Genomic DNA, 16,606 nt, shown 5'->3' with positions numbered 1-16,606 from the left:
TGTTGCGCCGCTATTTGGAGTCGGCGGGCGGCGCCGACCCGTGACGCACATAATTCTCGATCGCCTGGGCATAACTGGCGGAACCGGCCTTGCGCTCTTTTTCGATGTAGCCGGCAAAATAGCTCCAGAACGACACCGCATAGTCGCGGAAATAGGCATCGGCGACATCGCGCGAACAGAGCTTGCCCTCAACGCAGATGGAGAGACGATTGAGGAAATAGACGATGCGATCAAAATTGTCGTTGAAATCGGCGATCGGCATGGTGCCGCCGCCGGCAGTCATCGCCTCAATGCCAATGCGTTGCCGGAAGACCCGTTCCTCGGTCGGCGACGGCGTGGCGCTGAGCAGATTGTCGTATTTGGCGTTGAGCGACGAGAGGCGCTCCTTGAGCGCGCGCTGCGCCTGCTGAAAATCCTTGCTTTCCCAAAGCTCGACCAGCGACATCGTCTGCTCGACGCGCTTCTGTTCCTGGTTTGCCAGAAACTGGAAGACCGAGAAGCCCAAGGTGAAGACGATCGCCAGGCGCACGGCGAGACCCGACCAGGCATAGATCAGCATGCGCCAGTCGCGGTCGGTGAACGGGTTGGCTTCCTTCTTGATCTCGTGACTGCTCGGCCACGGAAAGCCTTCGGTGGTTTCGGGCAAGGTCGCCGGCTTCTTGGCCGGTGCCGGCGCCGATGTGGCTGGCGATTTTTGCGTTGCAGTGCCCCCCGGCTTTTTCATCCGCAGCTGTCCAGTTGGATAATGGCGGTGGGATCGAGCACGATGCCGGGTGTCTCCAGCTTCTTTTTCAGGCAATCGAGCTGCGTGCGCGAAATCATGAACTGCACGTCCGGTTCGGCAGCCGCCTTGCTGGGTGACGGCAAGGGCTCGACCACGCCGCGCGAGGCGCAGCTGGAGAGATCGACGACAACGGCCGTGTTGCCGGTCTTGGCGATCTGGTCGTACTGGTCGAGAAAGCAGGTGGCGAGCTCGGAGTTGGTGACGATCTGCTTGGCGCACAGGCCGCAATTCTCGTCCGCCGAGGCGCTGGCAACCAGCAACAGGCTTCCGGCAAGGCCGGCCGTCGCTGCACGCCAGGAGAGCACGGGGATAGTCACTGATGTCCTCATCTGTTGCATTCAGCCGCGGCGCATAGAAGTGTCGCGAGCCGGGAATGTTCATATATCACGCCGGCAAGAGCCGGCGAAGCGATGTCAGGTCAGGCGCGGGGCACCGTCTCCATCGGGAAGATCATCACCGCGCCTTTGGGACCGCTCTTGTCGGCAAGCCGCATCACCGAGCGCGTCGCCGGCGCCATGCCGATGTCGGCCAGCATGTCGGAAAAACCAGGCGTTCCCGATGCGGCACGCGTCACGGCGCGCACGCCTTCCTGGGCAAGAAAGCTCAGATCCTCTTTCTCGCTCTGCGGCGGCGCCTCGGTCAGCACGGCAATCATGCGCTCCATGCCGAAGCTGGTGTCGGTGAAGGCGAGCAGCCCTTCCTTCAGGCCCTGATCGGCCTGCTGGTTGATCGGCGCCAGCCGCTCGGCGACGATATGGGTGATCGAATAGTCGCTGCCGATGTAGAGCACGTTGATGTCGACGAACTCGTCGGACCCGTTCTTGGCCGCAATGTGTACCTGATCGCCCGGCGAAACGCGCGGCACCGTCGAGGATTCGATCGGCTCCAGCACATCGCTGTCCTGGCGCTTGATCAGGAACTGGACGCTGACCTCGTCCGGCCGGTAGTCGGACGCCGCGGCGAGCCGCGACAGGCCGGTGGCGCGGAAGATCGTGGTCAGGTTCTTGGCTGTGTTTTCCGCAAGCTTGTCGCGGCCATCCTGATGGATGACGATGCGCGGCGGCTTGCTGCCGTCCTTCAAGCTGATGTCGCCGGACGCCGGCAGGAACCACAGCGCCGGTTCGTCGCTGGCGTTGGCGGCAGCGCCGTCCATGGATTTTTCGCGCAGCACCGCAAGCCGCAGATCGGCGCTCTTGCCGGGCTCGACCAGCGCGATGTGGAAGCCGGACTTCGGCTTCGCCACCAATTCGTCCAGAACCGAATTGACCAGCTCGGTTTCTTTATCGAGCCCTGCGGTCGGCGCCGGCTTTGCCACCAGCAGCTTGTAGTCGACTGCGAGTTCGGCAACGCGCGCATAGGCGCCGGCGGGCACCGCCGTCGGCGCAAGCGCCGGCTTGCCGTCGAATTCGACCGGTGCGAGCTGGCTTTCGAGGTTTTTTGCCAATTTCACTTCGAGATAGCCGACGGCGTCGGAGAGCTTCGACAGCGCCGAAGGCAAAATGGCGAGCTTGCTGCCGGGGGTCAGACCCTGCAGCAGCCCGGCGCCGATCGCGACATCGCCGTCCTTGACGGCAATCGGCCATTGCATGACGGCGTCGGTCTTGTCGGTGCCGAACACGCGGGCGTCCAGTTCGCCCTCGAACAGGGGCGTCGGCCTTGTGCGGCCGTCGGCCGAATATTGCTGCAGCACGGCCTGGCCGAGCTGGCGATAGGTGACGTTGGGGTTCTCGGCCAATTTCGACAGGATGGTGAAGGTGAACAGGCCGAAGCGCGGCGCGTCGGGCGTGCCCTTGGGCAGCGGCATTTCCGGCGTCGTCTCGACCGTCTGCGCGGCATAGAAGGCGACCAGCTTGCCCCTGGCGATCGGCTCTGCGCCGGTCGGCGTCAGGTTGAAGGCCGGCTTGCGGCCGCCATTCTCGTCGAAACCGCGCGATGCGCTTGCCGAGATGTCGTCATAGGCCTTCACCGCCGCTGCTCTCGCCGCGTTGTCGCCGCCGACGAGGTCGGCGAACTCGACCTTGCGCTCCAGTTCGTCATCGACTTCCGCGGCGCGCGTCGCGGTGCCCGAATGGCAGCAGTCGAACACCACCCAGACAAAGGCGCCCTTGTCGCGGATGGCGTCGAGTGCGGCGCCGACCTCGTTGTCGACCAGCGCGTTCGGCACGCCCTCTTCGCGGTTGATCCATTTGTCGATATCGGACGGCAGGAAAATCTCGTCGAGGCCGTCGGTCTCGTCACCGGCCTTGGCTTGCGGCTGCTGGGCGCCGTGGCCCGACAGATGCAGATAGACGAAATCGTCGCGTTGCACCTTGCCGGCGAGGTCGGCAAGGGCGGCCTTGATCGCCGCATGCGTCGGCGGGCCGTTGGCGCCTTCGACGTCCTTGGCGAGCAGGATCACATTCTCGGCCGAGAACTTCACCGGATCGGGCGTGTTCTTCAGGAGATAGTCGCGCACCAGGCCGGCATCGTTCTTCGGCCCGATCAGCCAGTTCTTCTGCGGCAGGTTCGGATAGTCGGTGCAGGCAACCAGCAGCGCGTGATAGGTGCGCGAGGCGGCGAGAGCGCGGAACGAAACCGTACCGGCAGCCACAAGCGCCGACGTGCCGACGAGCAGCGTCCGTCGTGTCAGTTTGATCATAATTGCTTCCCCAAGCCCGATCGAATTTGCAAGTGCGGCACCTTTCGTCGCGAATTTTGTCAGTATTTTGAATGTGGTCGGTGCCGTCAATCGGCGGTGGTGGTCATGGTGTCGATGGCGATAACGGAAACAGTGGCAAAAAGCCTGCTTCATCGCTATCTCAAGAGAATTGAGACCGTCGCATGGCAGAAATGATTTGCGAGCGGCGCTGGATCAAACAGATGGAACGATGTCGTCCGAGAACCGCTCCACACTTTTCGGCATCATGCTCTAAACGATCGGAAAACGGGATCATGGCGGCAAGGGATGTGCTGACGAAGAATCAGCTGAGCGTGCTCGAAAAGCTCGAGGCCGCCAGCGGACCGCTCAGCGCCTATACGCTTCTCGACCAGCTGCGCGAGCGCGGTTTCCGCGCGCCGCTACAGGTTTACCGGGCGCTCGACAGCCTGGTGAAGTCAGGCTTCGTGCACCGGTTGGAAAGCCTCAACTCCTTCGTCGCCTGCGCCGAACCGCACGACCATACGCATTCGATGACAGCCTTCGCTATCTGCGACACATGCGGGCAGGTGATGGAGATGTCCGACCATGACGTCGACCATCGGCTGGACGAATGGGTGCGCTCGACCGGGTTTGCTGCGAAGAAGGCGGTGATCGAGTTTCGAGGGACGTGTGCCAAGTGCCTGGCTGAGGCTGCCTAACGTTTCGACGCTGGCGGGACAGCACCCCCTCTGTCCTGCCGGACATCTCCCCCGCAAGGGGGGAGATTGGCAGTTCAAGCGCTGCGCCCATTGCAGCAACGTCGGAGATTGGCGAAACCGGAAGTGGCGGCTGATCTCCCCCCTTGCGGGGGAGATGCCCGGCAGGGCAGAGGGGGGTGTGAAGGATCGCGGCGTATCCGGCGCTAATGCGCCTCGTCCCAGTTGTTCGCTGCGCGGGCATCGACATGCAGCGGCACCGACATCGAGATGGCCGGCATCGGCGCGTTCTCCATCACCCTGCGCACCACGGGGATCGTCGCCTCGACTTCCGCTTCAACCGTCTCGAAGATCAATTCGTCATGCACCTGCAAGAGCATGCGGGCGGACAGGCCGGCCTTTTCCAGCGCCTCGTCCATATGCACCATGGCGCGGCGGATGATATCGGCAGCGGTGCCTTGCAGCCTGGCGTTGATCGAGGCGCGCTCGTTGAAGGCACGGATCGACGGGTTTGACGACCGGATCTCAGGATAGTGGATGCGGCGGCCGAAGATGGTTTCGACGAAGCCATGCTCGCGGGCATAGGCTTTTGTTGCCTCGATATAGTCGCGGATGCCGGGGAAACGCTCGAAGTATTTCTTGATGTAGGCGCCGGCCTCCTCGCGCGGGATCGACAGCTGGTTGGCCAGCCCAAAGGCCGAGATGCCGTAGATGATGCCGAAATTGATCGCCTTGGCGCGGCGGCGCACTTCGGAAGGCATGCCTTCGACCGGCACGTTGAACATTTCCGAGGCGGTGATGGCGTGGATGTCGGCGCCATTGGCGAAGGCCTGCTTCAACTGCGGGATCTCGGCGACGTGGGCAAGCACGCGCAGTTCGATCTGGCTGTAGTCGGCCGAGACCAGTTTCTGGCCCTTGTCGGCGATGAAGGCCGTCCTGATCTTGCGTCCCTCCGCGGTGCGCACCGGGATGTTCTGCAGATTGGGATCGGAGGAGGACAGCCGGCCCGTCGTCGTTGCGGCCAGCGCATACGATGTGTGCACGCGCCTGGTGTCGGGATGGATGAAGCCGGGCAGCGCGTCGGTGTAGGTCGATTTCAGCTTGGTCAGCTGGCGCCAGTCGACGATCTTGCGCGGCAGTTCGTGGCCTTCGGCGGCGAGGTCTTCCAGAAGCTGCGCGGAGGTCGACCATTGCCCGGTCTTGGTCTTGGAGCCGCCGGGCAGGCCCATGCGGCCGAACAGGATGTCGCCGAGTTGCTTTGGCGACCCGATGTTGATGCGCTCGCCGACAAGGCCGTAGATCTCCTCCTCCAGCCGTGCAGCGCCTTGCGCCAGCTCGCCGGAGAGCCGCGACAGGATCTGGCGGTCGACCGAGATGCCGCGCTGTTCCATCCGCGCCAGCACCGGCACCAGCGGCCGTTCCAGCCGCTCATAGACCGAAACCAGGCCCTTGGCGGCAAGTCGCGGCTTCAGCACCTGCCATAGCCGCAGCGCTACGTCGGCATGGCCGGCGGCGTAGGCGGTCGCCCGGTCGATGTCGACCTGCTCGAACCCGACCGAGCTTCTGCCGGAACCGGCGAGATCCTTGAGCGGCGTCGTGGCATGGCCGAGCCATTTGTCGGCAAGCGAGGACAAAGTGTGGTGGCCGGTGCCGGCGTCGAGCACATAGGAAATCAACATCGTGTCGTCGAAGGGTGCGATATCGATGCCGTGGCGGCTCATGACGACGATGTCGTATTTGGCGTCCTGGGCGATCTTGAGCACCGATTTGTCTTCCAGCAACGGCTTCAGCAGCGCCAGCGCCTCGCGGACCGGAATCTGGTTCTCCAGCGTGCCGCCGCCGAGCAGGTCGCCAGCGCCGCTCTTGTGGGCGAGCGGCACATAGGCGGCGCGGCCGGGGCCGATCGCCAGGGAGAAACCGATGAGGTCGGCCAGCATCGGATCGGAAGACGTGGTTTCGGTGTCGAAGGCGACGGTTCCGGTCTCCTTGGCTTGGGCCAGCCAGGTCTTGAGCGTTGCCGTGTCGCGGATGGCGACATAGGCGGCAGGATCGATTTTGGCCGCGGCGGCCGTTTCCAGGCGAAGTGCGGCAAGCAGCGAAGGCGCGTCCCCGGCCCTTGCGGTTTCGGATTTGGCTTCATCCTGTGTTGCCGCAGGCACCGGTGTGCCGGAGCCGACATCGGGGCCGTGCGCGGTGTCGGCGCGCTCGACGGTGACGGCGACAGCCTGCACATCGCCGGCTTCGGTGCTGGTCGCCTCGGCCACACGGCGGGTCAGCGAGGTGAATTCCATGGTTTTGAGAAAGCCGATCAGCTTCGGCCCATCCGGCGCATGCAGCACGAAATCGTCGAGCCCGTCGGTCACCGGCACGTCGTTCTTCAGCGTCACCAGCTGGCGCGATATGCGCGCCTTGTCGGCATTGGCGATGATGGATTCGCGCCTCTTGTCCTGCTTGATCTCGCTGGCCCGGGCGAGCAGCCCGTCAAGGTCGCCGAACTGTTCCAGAAGCTGCGCCGCCGTTTTCGGCCCGATGCCGGGTACGCCCGGCACATTGTCGACGGAGTCGCCGGTCAGCGCCTGCAGGTCTATCATCTTTTCCGGCGGCACGCCCCATTTCTCGATGACTTCGGGGATGCCGATCTGGCGGTCCTTCATCGGGTCGTACATGCCGACCGTGGGTCCGACCAGCTGCATCAGATCCTTGTCAGAGGAGATGATAGTGGTGTCGCCGCCGGCCTCGCACGCCAGCCTGGCATAAGTGGCGATGAGGTCGTCGGCCTCGTAGCCTTCGATCTCGATGCAAGGCAGGTTGAAGGCCACGGTTGCCTGGCGGATCAGACCGAATTGCGGGATCAGGTCTTCGGGCGGTGCGTTGCGGTTGGCCTTGTATTCCGGGTAAAGATCATTGCGGAAGGTTTTCGACGAATAATCGAAAATGACCGCTAAATGCGTCGGCACGATGCCTACATCGGTGTTGCGGGCGTCCTGCATCAGCTTCCACAACATGTTGCAGAAGCCGGAGACCGCGCCGACCGGCAGCCCATCGGATTTGCGGGTCAGCGGCGGCAGCGCATGATAGGCGCGAAAGATGTAGCCGGAGCCGTCGATAAGGAAGAGATGGTCGCCTTTTTTCATGCCGGCAGGGATAGCGCGGCAGGACGGCGCGGTCCATGGCAAAGGCGGGCTTCCAACAGGTGTTGCGGCGACATGCTGACAGAGCCTGCCTGCCGATAGGTCCTGCTGCTGTTTGCCTCGGCGCTCACGGCTATGTTACAAAAGTGTAATTTTTGTGCCCTTGAAACGCCACGATCCGAGACACAAATAAAGGTCATCGGCAGTTTTCGCCGAGTCCGGAGCAAGGCCCGTCCCCCGCCTATCCCGGACAATTGCGGCAGCCTATCCCCCCTCTCCGGGCTGCCGCATCGTTTCGAGTAAAAGACCGCCGTGGTTCCCCTCCACCACGGCGGTTCTTTTTTGCCTTCTGACAAGTGTTTACGGTCCGTGGTCCAACGATCGCGGGCTTTTCGTTTTGATGCGCTGCCTTTACGGTCCCGGCACCGAAAAGAAAGGCCCGCAGTAATGTCCACCATTTCCTCCGTCCTCGACCGTCTCGACAAAAATCTCGACCAGAGCCTGGAGCGCCTGTTCGGCCTGCTCCGCATCAAGTCGATCTCCACCGATTCAGACTATACCGCCGACTGCCGCAAGGCCGCCGAATGGCTGGTGGCGGACCTCAAGCTGATCGGCTTCGACGCTTCGGTGCGCGACACGCCGGGACACCCGATGGTGGTTGCGCACCATGAAGGCCCCGCCGGTTCGCCGCATGTGCTGTTTTATGGCCATTACGACGTGCAGCCGGTCGATCCGATCGAGCTTTGGGAGAACGACCCGTTTGCGCCGGCGGTCAAGGAGATCGAGCCCGGTCACAAGGTAATCACCGGCCGTGGCTCGGCCGACGACAAGGGGCAGCTGATGACCTTCGTCGAGGCCTGCCGCGCCTGGAAGCAGGTGCATGGCAATCTGCCCTGCCGCATCACCATCCTGTTCGAGGGCGAGGAGGAGTCCGGTTCGCCGTCGCTGAAGCCGTTCCTCGAGGCCAATGCCGATGAGCTCAAGGCCGATTTCGCTCTGTTCTGCGACACCGGCATGTGGGACCGCGAAACGCCGTCGATCTGCGTTTCGCTGCGCGGAATGGTCGGCGAGGAGGTCACCGTCAAGGCCGCCGATCGCGACCTGCATTCGGGCCTCTATGGCGGCGCCGCCGCCAACCCGATCCGCATCCTGGCGAAAATCCTCGCCGACATCCATGACGAGAACGGCCACATCACCATTCCCGGCTTCTATGACGGGGTCGAGGAAACGCCGTCGCAGATCCTGAAATCATGGGAAACTCTGGGCGAGACCGCCGAAACCTTCCTCGGACCGATCGGCCTCTCGATCCCGTCGGGCGAAAAAGGCCGCTCGGTGATGGAACTGACCTGGGCGCGGCCGACGGCCGAGTTAAACGGCATCATCGGCGGCTACACCGGCAAGGGGTTCAAGACGGTGATCGCGGCGGAAGCGTCGTCGAAAATCTCCTTCCGCCTCGTCCACAAGCAGGACCCCGAGAAGATCCGCGCCGCGTTCCGGGAATTCGTCAAGGCGCGCATTCCCAGGGACTGTTCGGTCGAATTCCACCCGCATGGCGGCGGGCCGGCAATTCAGCTTTCCTACGACTCGCCATTCCTGGCCAAGGCCAAGACTGCGCTGTCGGATGAATGGCCGAAGCCAGCGGTGACGACCGGCAGCGGAGGCTCGATACCGGTGGTCGGCGACTTCCAGACCTATCTCGGCATGGAATCGCTGCTGGTCGGGTTCGGGCTCGACGACGACCGCATCCACTCGCCCAACGAGAAATACGAGCTGACCTCCTTCCACAAGGGCCAGCGCTCCTGGGCGCGCATTCTCGATGCGCTGACGCGCTGAGGAGGCTGGGAAGTTTTCTTGTTGATTTTTCAGCGGATCGCGGCGAGGACGAGTTACGCCGCGATCCGGAGACAACTATGCCCGACATCCGCTTCCACAAGAACGATCTGCCCGACCTCGCCCACTACAATGTCGACGCGGTGGCCATCGATACCGAGACGCTGGGGTTGAACCCGCACCGCGACCGGCTTTGCGTGGTGCAGATCTCGCCCGGCGATGGCTCGGCCGACGTGATCCAGATCGCGCCCGGCCAGAAGAAAGCGCCGAACCTCGTCAGCCTGCTCCGCAACCGCGGCATATCGAAACTGTTCCACTACGGCCGTTTCGACCTCGCCGTGCTGTACAATGCCTTCGGCGTCATGCCGGAGCCGGTGTTCTGCACCAAGATCGCCTCGCGGCTGACCCGCACCTATACCGACCGGCACGGCTTGAAGGACATCTGCTTCGAACTGCTTGGCGTCGGCCTGTCGAAGGCGCAGCAATCGTCGGACTGGGCGGCCGAGACCCTGTCGCCCGAACAGCTCGAATATGCCGCTTCCGACGTTCTCTATCTGCACCGTCTGCGCGAGGTGCTGGCTGGACGCCTGGCGCGGGACGGGCGCACCAAGGAAGCCGACGCCTGCTTCCGCTTCCTGCCGACGCGTGCCAAGCTCGATTTGATGGGTTGGGACGAAGAGGATATTTTTGCCCACAGCTGATGGCCTTCGGATAACGCTTCCGGCAGCCTTGCAACCAGACACGCGTCGTGGCGTTCTGTCGACTCAATGAGGGGGATGACGTGGCAGACCGCAAACCGATAGCGACCGCCCCGACGGATGGATCCAAGGTCACTGTTCTGTGGAAGGACGGCGCCGGCGTCGTCAGCGAATCCGTCGGGCAATATCGCGACGGCGCCTGGTGGGTCTACACCGACAGCGATACCCAGAAAAAGGTCGACCCGACCAGCTGGCGGCCAGTCTCCAGCGACGATGACGACGATCAATGAGCGCCGCTGGCGGGTGCAACTGCTTTCGCATAGCCTGAAGTCGTTGATATCGAGGCCGATTCGGGGCCTTCCGCTCCGTAGCCTCTCTTCCTGGAGGAACGCGTCATGGGCATCGAAAGCCTTCTCATCTTCATCATAATCGGCGCCATTGCCGGCTGGCTCGCCGGCCTCATCGTCTCGGGCTTCGGCTTCGGCCTCATCGGCAACATCGTCGTCGGCATTATCGGCGCCCTGATCGCCGGCTGGCTGTTTCCAAGGCTGGGCTTCGCAATCGGCGGCGGCATTCTGGCTGCCATCATCAACGCCACGATCGGCGCTGTCATCCTGCTGGTGCTGGTCAAGGTCTTGAAGCGAGCGTGACGCTCGATACGAAACGGAGCGCGCCATGAAACAGAACACCCTCTATCTCCTCATCGGCGCGCTCTTGGTCGTGGTCATTGCGCTAGGTATCTATGTCTATCACGAGCAGACCAAGCCAAAGGGCGTGGAGCTGAAGATCGACGACAAAGGCATTTCGATCCAGCAGAATTGATGATGTCCGCCTGCGGGTGGCGCTGATTTGTCATCCAGGCATTTTACGGCGATTGGGAGTTTCCTTGTGCAAATATTTGCACATCGTGATTGACTTTCGTTTCCACTATGTGCAAAAATTTGCACATAGATTTGAGCCGAGAAATGAACGAAACCAACACCGCCAAAGTCAAGGCCCGGCTCGAGAGGGAAGGCTGGAAGAACGTCGGCGGCACGAAGCATGACAAGTACAAAAAAGACGGCATGCCGACGATCATGGTTCCTCGCCACAAGACTCTGACGCCGTTGGTAGCTCGGTCTATAGCCAAGGCGGCAGGCTGGGAATAAACCGACCTCATCGCGTTCCGAAGCCTAATGGACATAAAGTCGGAATAAGGAAAGCTGTTAGATATGTCTCGCTATGTCGCACTCGTGGATGCTGCCGACGGCTTTGTCGGCGTCTCGTTTCCCGATGCTCCTGGCTGCGTCGCGCAGTCGGAAAGCCGGGACGAGGCTGTAAAGGACGCTATGGCCGCGTTGGCCGAATGGGTGGCTGAAGAAATCGCGGACGGCCGTAAAATCCCCACTCCTCGCAAAGTCGAGGCGCTTTTAGAAGATGCTGAGGTTCGAGCAGCGCTCGCCGCTGGCGCTATCTTGATGTCCGTGCCCTTGATCCGAGATGCCGGCCGTCCGGCCCGGGCCAATATCTCGTTGGATGCCGGTTTGCTCGCCGAGGCTGACGAAACAGCCAATCGGTTGGGGGTCACCCGATCGGCCTTTGTCGCCGCCGCGTTGCGAGACAAGATCCGTCAAACTGTTTGAACAGTGATCTCGGGCACCCGCCAAAGTACCGCGTTGCCGACGCCTGTTAGCCAGCGGCAGTGGATTTTAGAAATTCTTAAGGAATTTCAGAAGGGTGCATAAACCCTGCTTTAACGCGCCCTTAAACCGCCGCATCTACCCTCCAACCCGAGCGCCATTGATACCGGGAAGACAGCGCAACGCATGGCGAACCGCAGAGACAGTCGCGTCGAACCCAGCTTCGAGGGATCGCCAAAGGCGAAATCCGCGGCCGGTTTTTCGGTGAACGAGGAGGATCGGGTCGTGCCGGCCAATCGCAAATCATCTTCGGCGCGCAAAACCTCCAAGGCAAAATCATCGTCACGCGGCAAGCGCGGCAAACCCCGGCGCGGGCTGTTCGGCGTGATGGCCCGGATGTTCTACTGGTGCTTCGTGCTCTGCATCTGGGGCGGCATCGCGGTGGCCGGCATCGTCGTCTATTACGGCGCCAAGATGCCGGCGGCGACCACCTGGTCGATCCCCGACCGTGCGCCCAACATCAAGATCGTCTCGGTCGACGGGCAACTGCTTGCCAACCGCGGCATGAGCGGCGGCGAGGCGGTCGGCCTGCACGAAATGTCGCCCTACATTCCGGAAGCCGTCATCGCCATCGAGGACCGCCGCTTCTATTCGCATTTCGGCATCGACCCGATCGGCCTGTCACGCGCCATGGTGACCAATGTTCTGGGCCGGCGTTTCTCGCAGGGCGGCTCGACGCTGACCCAGCAACTGGCCAAGAACCTGTTCCTGAAGCCCGACCGCACGCTGGAGCGCAAGGTGCAGGAAGTGCTGCTGGCGCTGTGGCTGGAGCACAAGCATACCAAGGACCAGATCCTCGAAATGTACCTCAACCGGGTCTATTTCGGCTCCGGCGCCTATGGCGTCGAGGCGGCCTCGCGCCGCTATTTCGGCAAGAGCGCGCGCGACGTCACTCTGTCGGAGGCGGCCCTTCTCGCCGGCCTCTTGAAGGCGCCGTCGCGACTGTCGCCGGCGCGGGATCCGAAGGCGGCGGAGGAGCGTTCGCAGCTGGTGCTCGCCGCCATGCGCGACGAAGGCAAGATCAGCGCCAAGGAACTGGCCTCGGCGATGAGCGCGCCGGCAACGCGCGCGCCATCCTACTGGACCGGTTCGGAAAACTACGTCGCCGACACCATCATGGAAGAGCTGCCCGATTTGATCGGCGACGTGCGCAGCGACATCGTCGTCGACACCACCGTCGACCTCAACCTGCAGAAGCTCGCCGAAGAGTCGATCCGCCGGCTGATCGACGAGAGCGGCAAGAAGCTCAATGTCAGCCAGGGCGCGCTGGTCTCGATCGACAATTCCGGCGCCGTGCGCGCCATGGTCGGCGGCTACGACTATTCGACCAGCCAGTTCGACCGCGCCTCCGAAGCACGCCGTCAACCGGGCTCGGCCTTCAAGCCGTTCGTCTATATGGCCGCGCTGGAAGCTGGTCGCACGCCCGACAGCGTGCGCAACGACGCACCGATCAAGATCGGCAAGTGGACACCGGACAATTACGGCGGCAAGTATTTCGGCAAGGTGACGTTGGCGACCGCTTTGGCGAAGTCGCTGAATTCCGTCGCGGCACAGCTAACCATGGAGGTCGGCCCCGACGCGGTGGTCGAGGCGGCGCATCGCATGGGCATCCAATCCGATCTGATCGCCAACACCTCGATCGCGCTCGGCACCTCGGAAGTGACGCCGCTGGAGCTGACATCGGCCTATGTGCCGTTCGCCAATGGCGGCTACAAGCCCGACATCCATTTCATCCGCCGCATCACCACGACCGAAGGCAAGGTGCTCTATGACGACAATGGCGGCAGCGCGCCGCGCGTCGTCAAGCCGAACATTGTCGGCATGATGAACTCGATGATGACCGGCACGGTCGAGATCGGCACGGCGAAGAAGGCGGCCTTCGCCTGGCCGTCTGCCGGCAAGACCGGAACCAGCCAGAATTCGCGCGACGCCTGGTTCGTCGGTTACACCGCAAACCTCACCACCGGCGTGTGGTTCGGCAACGATGACGGCACGCCGATGAAGAAGGTCACCGGTGGCGCGCTGCCGGCACAGGCCTGGCACGAGTTCATGGTGGCCGCGCATGAAGGTGTGCCGGTCCGGCCGCTGCCCGGCACCTGGAAGTCGACGCCGCCCGACACCATCGTGCCCGACGATATTCCGTCAGTCGATAACAATCAGGCGGCGCCGTTGCCTGCCGTGGCCGTCAGCCGTTCTGAGCCTGCTGCCGCACCGGCACCTGCTGCTGTACCCGCACAAGCACCGGTCCGCCGTCCGGCCGAAACCGTCGATGCCGACGGTTTCAACATGCCGGGCGACGGCGGCACCACGGCCTCGATCAAGCATCCGGTACCGCCGGGCAGCGTCGGCGGCCCGACCAAGAAGCGGAAAACCTCAATCCTGGATATTCTCGGCGGCGGCTGAGTGGCTCGTCATTCTAGCTTCGAACCAAATGCGAGCTGGCAATCCGTTCCTCATATGAGAGCTGCGGTGACAATTCGGCCTCTCGCCACCTTCGCGGCATTCGGCTACATCTCCGGCCGGAGTGACAGACATGGCTGAGACCGACACCAGAAAAACCATCGTGCTGACCGGAGCCAGCCGCGGCATCGGACATGCCACGGTCAAGCGCTTTTCGCGTGAGGGCTGGCGGGTCATCACCTGTTCGCGCCAGGCTTTTGCCGAGGATTGCCCGTGGCCAGCCGGCCCAGAGGACCACATCAAGGTCGATCTCGCCGACCAGGAGGATGTCGGCATCGCCGTCTCGGAGATCCGTCACCGGCTGGAAGCGCATGGCGGGCAATTGCACGCGCTGGTCAACAATGCCGGCATTTCGCCGAAGCTCAAGGACGGCAACAGCCGCATGGATTCGATCGACACGCCGATGCATGTCTGGCGCGACGTGTTCCAGGTCAATTTCTTCGCGCCGATCATGCTCGCGCGGGGCCTCTTCAAGGAGCTTGCTGCAGCAAAAGGCTCGATCGTCAACGTCACCTCGATCGCCGGCACGCGCGTGCATCCTTTCGCCGGCACCGCCTATGCGACCTCGAAGGCGGCGCTCGGCTCGCTGACGCGCGAGATGGCGCATGATTTCGGCCCGCACGGCATCCGCGTCAATGCGATTGCGCCGGGCGAGATCGACACCGCGATTCTGTCGCCTGGCACCGACAAGATCGTCGAGACGATCCCACTCAGGCGCCTTGGCGCCACCTCGGAAGTCGCCGACATCATCTTCTTCCTGTGCTCGCAGCAGGCGTCCTATGTGACGGGCTCGGAAATCCACATCAATGGCGGCCAGCACGTCTGAGCACTGACAGACTGCTCATTCGGCGATGGTGAGAACAGCCTTGCCGCTGAAGCTGCGCTGTCGCAAGGCGTCCAGAGCCTGGGCGATGTCTGTCCACGGCACGGTCATGGACACACGGGTTTCCAGCCGGCCAGCCGCGACCAGAGCGAGCAGCGAGGCGATGTCCGCGCCAATGGCTGGACCGGATGTGTAGTAGGCGAAAGTCTGAAGCCTCGCTCCCTCATGGCCCGGAACGAACTGTCTGAAGCCAACCGGCGTGAGTTCGCCGCTGCTCGAACCGAACATGACGATGGTGCCGCCGGGGGCGACGCGTTCGATGGCATGGGCGAGGCTTTGGCCGCCGACCGACTCGGTGATCAGAGAGAATGGCCCTTCGGCCAGTTCGATCGACTCGACGACTTCGTGAGCACCAAGACCGCGGAGATCCTCGGCGTGCCGGGCGGCGGCGATTGCAGTCACCGCGGCGCCTTGCTCGCGGGCGATCTGGATCTGGAAACGGCCGACCGCGCCGCTGGCGCCGGTGATCAACACCTGCTGTCCCGCGAGGTCGCCGCCATGGCGCAAGACCCTTAGGGCCGTCGTGCCCGCCACGGGAAGCGTGGCGGCGGAAACGAAGCTGACCTCATCCGGGATGACGGCGAAGCGGTCGGTCGGAACGGCGACCCGTTGCGCCCAGCCGGCCTCGTCGACCAAAGCCACAACCCGGGCGCCGACGGCAGGCCCGGAGCCATCGGCTGCCGCCCGTTCGACAATCCCTGCGATGTCCTGGCCGGGTATCCAGCCTTTTGGGCGTATGGTGAGCAGGCGCAGTTCGCCGCGGTTCAACGAGGTTGCGTGGACGCAGACAAGCGCTTCGTTGGCGAGGGGTTGAGGTTCGTTGGCCTCGGCAAACGTCAGTCCGGTGGGGCTGTCGGGAGAGATGACGAGGGCGCGCATGGGAAGCCTTCCTGCCGGTTTGTGAAATGCCAGCCACGAACCAGAGCCTATCGACATCCCGGATCAAAGAATTTAGCTATCATAGCGAATAGTCGCTAAAAGCCGTCAATCATAAGACAGCCTCTCCGCTACCCCTGGGTCAATTTCGACGTCGATGATGTGATCGCTCCTGCAATTGCGGTTCGCGTCGATGTCACCGAAACCAAAGCGGAAGTGGCGACCCATTGGCACCGCAAGGGCCAACTCGTCTTCGCGCTCGGCGGTGGCGTCACATGCCGCGTCCCGAGCGGCCTGTGGATGGTGCCGCCACATTGCGGGGTGTGGATTCCCGGCGGCATGGAACACAGCAATATCGCGACCGCCAATGCGCGGATTTTCTTCGTCTATATCGAGCCGGGAGCCGCCGATCTGCCGGACCGGTGCTGCACGCTGTCGATCTCGCCACTGCTGCGCGAATTGATCATCGAGCTGGCCGACCGCATGGAGGAAGACGAAGGGAAGGACGCGCTTTTGACTGGGATGCTGCTCTCCGAACTGCCGCGCATGCCGGTCCAGCAGCTGCATTTGCCGATCTCCGCCGAGCCGCGCTTGCGGCGGATCGCCGATGCGTTGGCGCAAGACCCTGCCGACCGCAGCACGCTTGCCGAGTGGGCCACCCGCGTCGCGCTCTCAGAAAGCAGTCTCGCCCGTCTTGTGGTGAAGGAGACCGGACTGAGCTTCGGCCGCTGGCGCCAGCAATTGCACCTGATCGTCGCCATACGGGAGCTGGCCTCCGGTGCGAGTGTCCAGCAGGTTTCGGGCGATCTCGGCTACGCCTCCGTCACCGCCTTCATCACCATGTTCAAGAAAGCGCTCGGCAAGCCGCCGGCAAAGTATCTCGCCAGCGTCGCGCACAATGGCGGCTCCGCCTTCGTGGCGTGATCAACGCG

General features: G+C 63.1%; 16 protein-coding genes. 11 read left to right on the top strand and 5 right to left on the bottom strand.

Annotated features, from left to right (window positions below):
* Positions 1 to 10: 10 nt before the first annotated feature.
* The 3 genes from AC3EMP_RS31825 to AC3EMP_RS31815 all read right to left on the bottom strand — a co-directional run bounded on the left by AC3EMP_RS31825 (position 11) and on the right by AC3EMP_RS31815 (position 3,422).
* Entirely contained in the window at positions 11 to 724 is a 714-nt protein-coding gene (locus AC3EMP_RS31825) for a DUF4760 domain-containing protein (RefSeq protein WP_023700125.1), read from the bottom strand.
* On the bottom strand, positions 721 to 1,101 hold the full coding sequence (locus tag AC3EMP_RS31820) for a hypothetical protein (protein ID WP_245260181.1): 381 nt from the start codon (positions 1,099 to 1,101) through the stop codon (positions 721 to 723). The genes AC3EMP_RS31825 and AC3EMP_RS31820 overlap by 4 nt, the downstream gene beginning before the upstream one ends.
* Before the next feature lie 101 nt (positions 1,102 to 1,202).
* Positions 1,203 to 3,422 carry a caspase family protein gene (locus AC3EMP_RS31815; RefSeq protein WP_023704223.1) on the bottom strand — a complete coding sequence of 740 codons (2,220 nt, stop codon included), beginning with the start codon at positions 3,420 to 3,422 and terminating at the stop codon, positions 1,203 to 1,205.
* Positions 3,423 to 3,715: 293 nt separating this feature from the next.
* Here AC3EMP_RS31815 and AC3EMP_RS31810 point away from each other — a divergent pair, with 293 nt between their 5' ends.
* Entirely contained in the window at positions 3,716 to 4,120 is a 405-nt protein-coding gene (locus tag AC3EMP_RS31810; RefSeq protein WP_023669789.1) for a Fur family transcriptional regulator, read from the top strand.
* Between the two features lie 203 nt (positions 4,121 to 4,323).
* On the opposite strand, the gene polA is transcribed toward AC3EMP_RS31810, so the two are convergent.
* Positions 4,324 to 7,251, bottom strand: coding sequence for a DNA polymerase I (gene polA / locus AC3EMP_RS31805; protein ID WP_023700122.1), 2,928 nt, complete (start codon positions 7,249 to 7,251; stop codon positions 4,324 to 4,326).
* A gap of 444 nt (positions 7,252 to 7,695) precedes the next feature.
* Between polA and AC3EMP_RS31800 the strand changes: the two genes are divergently transcribed.
* The 9 genes from AC3EMP_RS31800 (at position 7,696) to AC3EMP_RS31760 (ending at position 14,741) form a co-directional block, all read left to right on the top strand.
* Positions 7,696 to 9,081, top strand: coding sequence for a M20/M25/M40 family metallo-hydrolase (locus tag AC3EMP_RS31800; RefSeq protein ID WP_352711728.1), 1,386 nt, complete (start codon positions 7,696 to 7,698; stop codon positions 9,079 to 9,081).
* Positions 9,082 to 9,158: 77 nt separating this feature from the next.
* On the top strand, positions 9,159 to 9,779 hold the full coding sequence (locus AC3EMP_RS31795) for a ribonuclease D (RefSeq protein ID WP_023698188.1): 621 nt from the start codon (positions 9,159 to 9,161) through the stop codon (positions 9,777 to 9,779).
* Between the two features lie 80 nt (positions 9,780 to 9,859).
* On the top strand, positions 9,860 to 10,066 hold the full coding sequence (locus AC3EMP_RS31790) for a hypothetical protein (RefSeq protein WP_023683046.1): 207 nt from the start codon (positions 9,860 to 9,862) through the stop codon (positions 10,064 to 10,066).
* Between the two features lie 105 nt (positions 10,067 to 10,171).
* Entirely contained in the window at positions 10,172 to 10,426 is a 255-nt protein-coding gene (locus AC3EMP_RS31785) for a GlsB/YeaQ/YmgE family stress response membrane protein (RefSeq protein WP_023683047.1), read from the top strand.
* Positions 10,427 to 10,451: 25 nt separating this feature from the next.
* A complete protein-coding gene (locus tag AC3EMP_RS31780; RefSeq protein ID WP_023683048.1) occupies positions 10,452 to 10,598 on the top strand; it encodes a hypothetical protein in 147 nt (48 codons plus the stop codon).
* A 143-nt stretch (positions 10,599 to 10,741) separates the two neighbouring features.
* Positions 10,742 to 10,924: a type II toxin-antitoxin system HicA family toxin gene (locus AC3EMP_RS31775; protein WP_023669780.1), complete on the top strand. Its 183-nt coding sequence runs from the start codon at positions 10,742 to 10,744 to the stop codon at positions 10,922 to 10,924.
* A 63-nt stretch (positions 10,925 to 10,987) separates the two neighbouring features.
* The gene (locus tag AC3EMP_RS31770; protein WP_023669779.1) at positions 10,988 to 11,398 is read left to right on the top strand and encodes a type II toxin-antitoxin system HicB family antitoxin; all 411 of its coding nucleotides are present in this window, start codon (positions 10,988 to 10,990) and stop codon (positions 11,396 to 11,398) included.
* Between the two features lie 183 nt (positions 11,399 to 11,581).
* Positions 11,582 to 13,858 (top strand): transglycosylase domain-containing protein, encoded by a 2,277-nt coding sequence (locus AC3EMP_RS31765; protein WP_023669778.1) that lies wholly within the window; start codon positions 11,582 to 11,584, stop codon positions 13,856 to 13,858.
* A gap of 130 nt (positions 13,859 to 13,988) precedes the next feature.
* Positions 13,989 to 14,741 (top strand): SDR family NAD(P)-dependent oxidoreductase, encoded by a 753-nt coding sequence (locus AC3EMP_RS31760; RefSeq protein ID WP_023669777.1) that lies wholly within the window; start codon positions 13,989 to 13,991, stop codon positions 14,739 to 14,741.
* 15 nt (positions 14,742 to 14,756) lie between these two features.
* Here AC3EMP_RS31760 and AC3EMP_RS31755 read toward each other — a convergent pair whose 3' ends face one another.
* The gene (locus AC3EMP_RS31755; protein ID WP_023669776.1) at positions 14,757 to 15,677 is read right to left on the bottom strand and encodes a zinc-binding dehydrogenase; all 921 of its coding nucleotides are present in this window, start codon (positions 15,675 to 15,677) and stop codon (positions 14,757 to 14,759) included.
* Between the two features lie 111 nt (positions 15,678 to 15,788).
* On the opposite strand from AC3EMP_RS31755, the gene AC3EMP_RS31750 reads away from it, so the two are divergent.
* Positions 15,789 to 16,598, top strand: a complete 810-nt coding sequence (locus AC3EMP_RS31750) for an AraC family transcriptional regulator (protein WP_023828327.1) — start codon at positions 15,789 to 15,791, stop codon at positions 16,596 to 16,598.
* Positions 16,599 to 16,606 lie beyond the last annotated feature (8 nt).

Source organism: Mesorhizobium sp. P160219 (assembly GCF_057786095.1).
The sequence above is the reverse complement of the archived record's forward strand: the minus strand, read 5'-3'. Positions and strand labels throughout refer to the sequence as shown.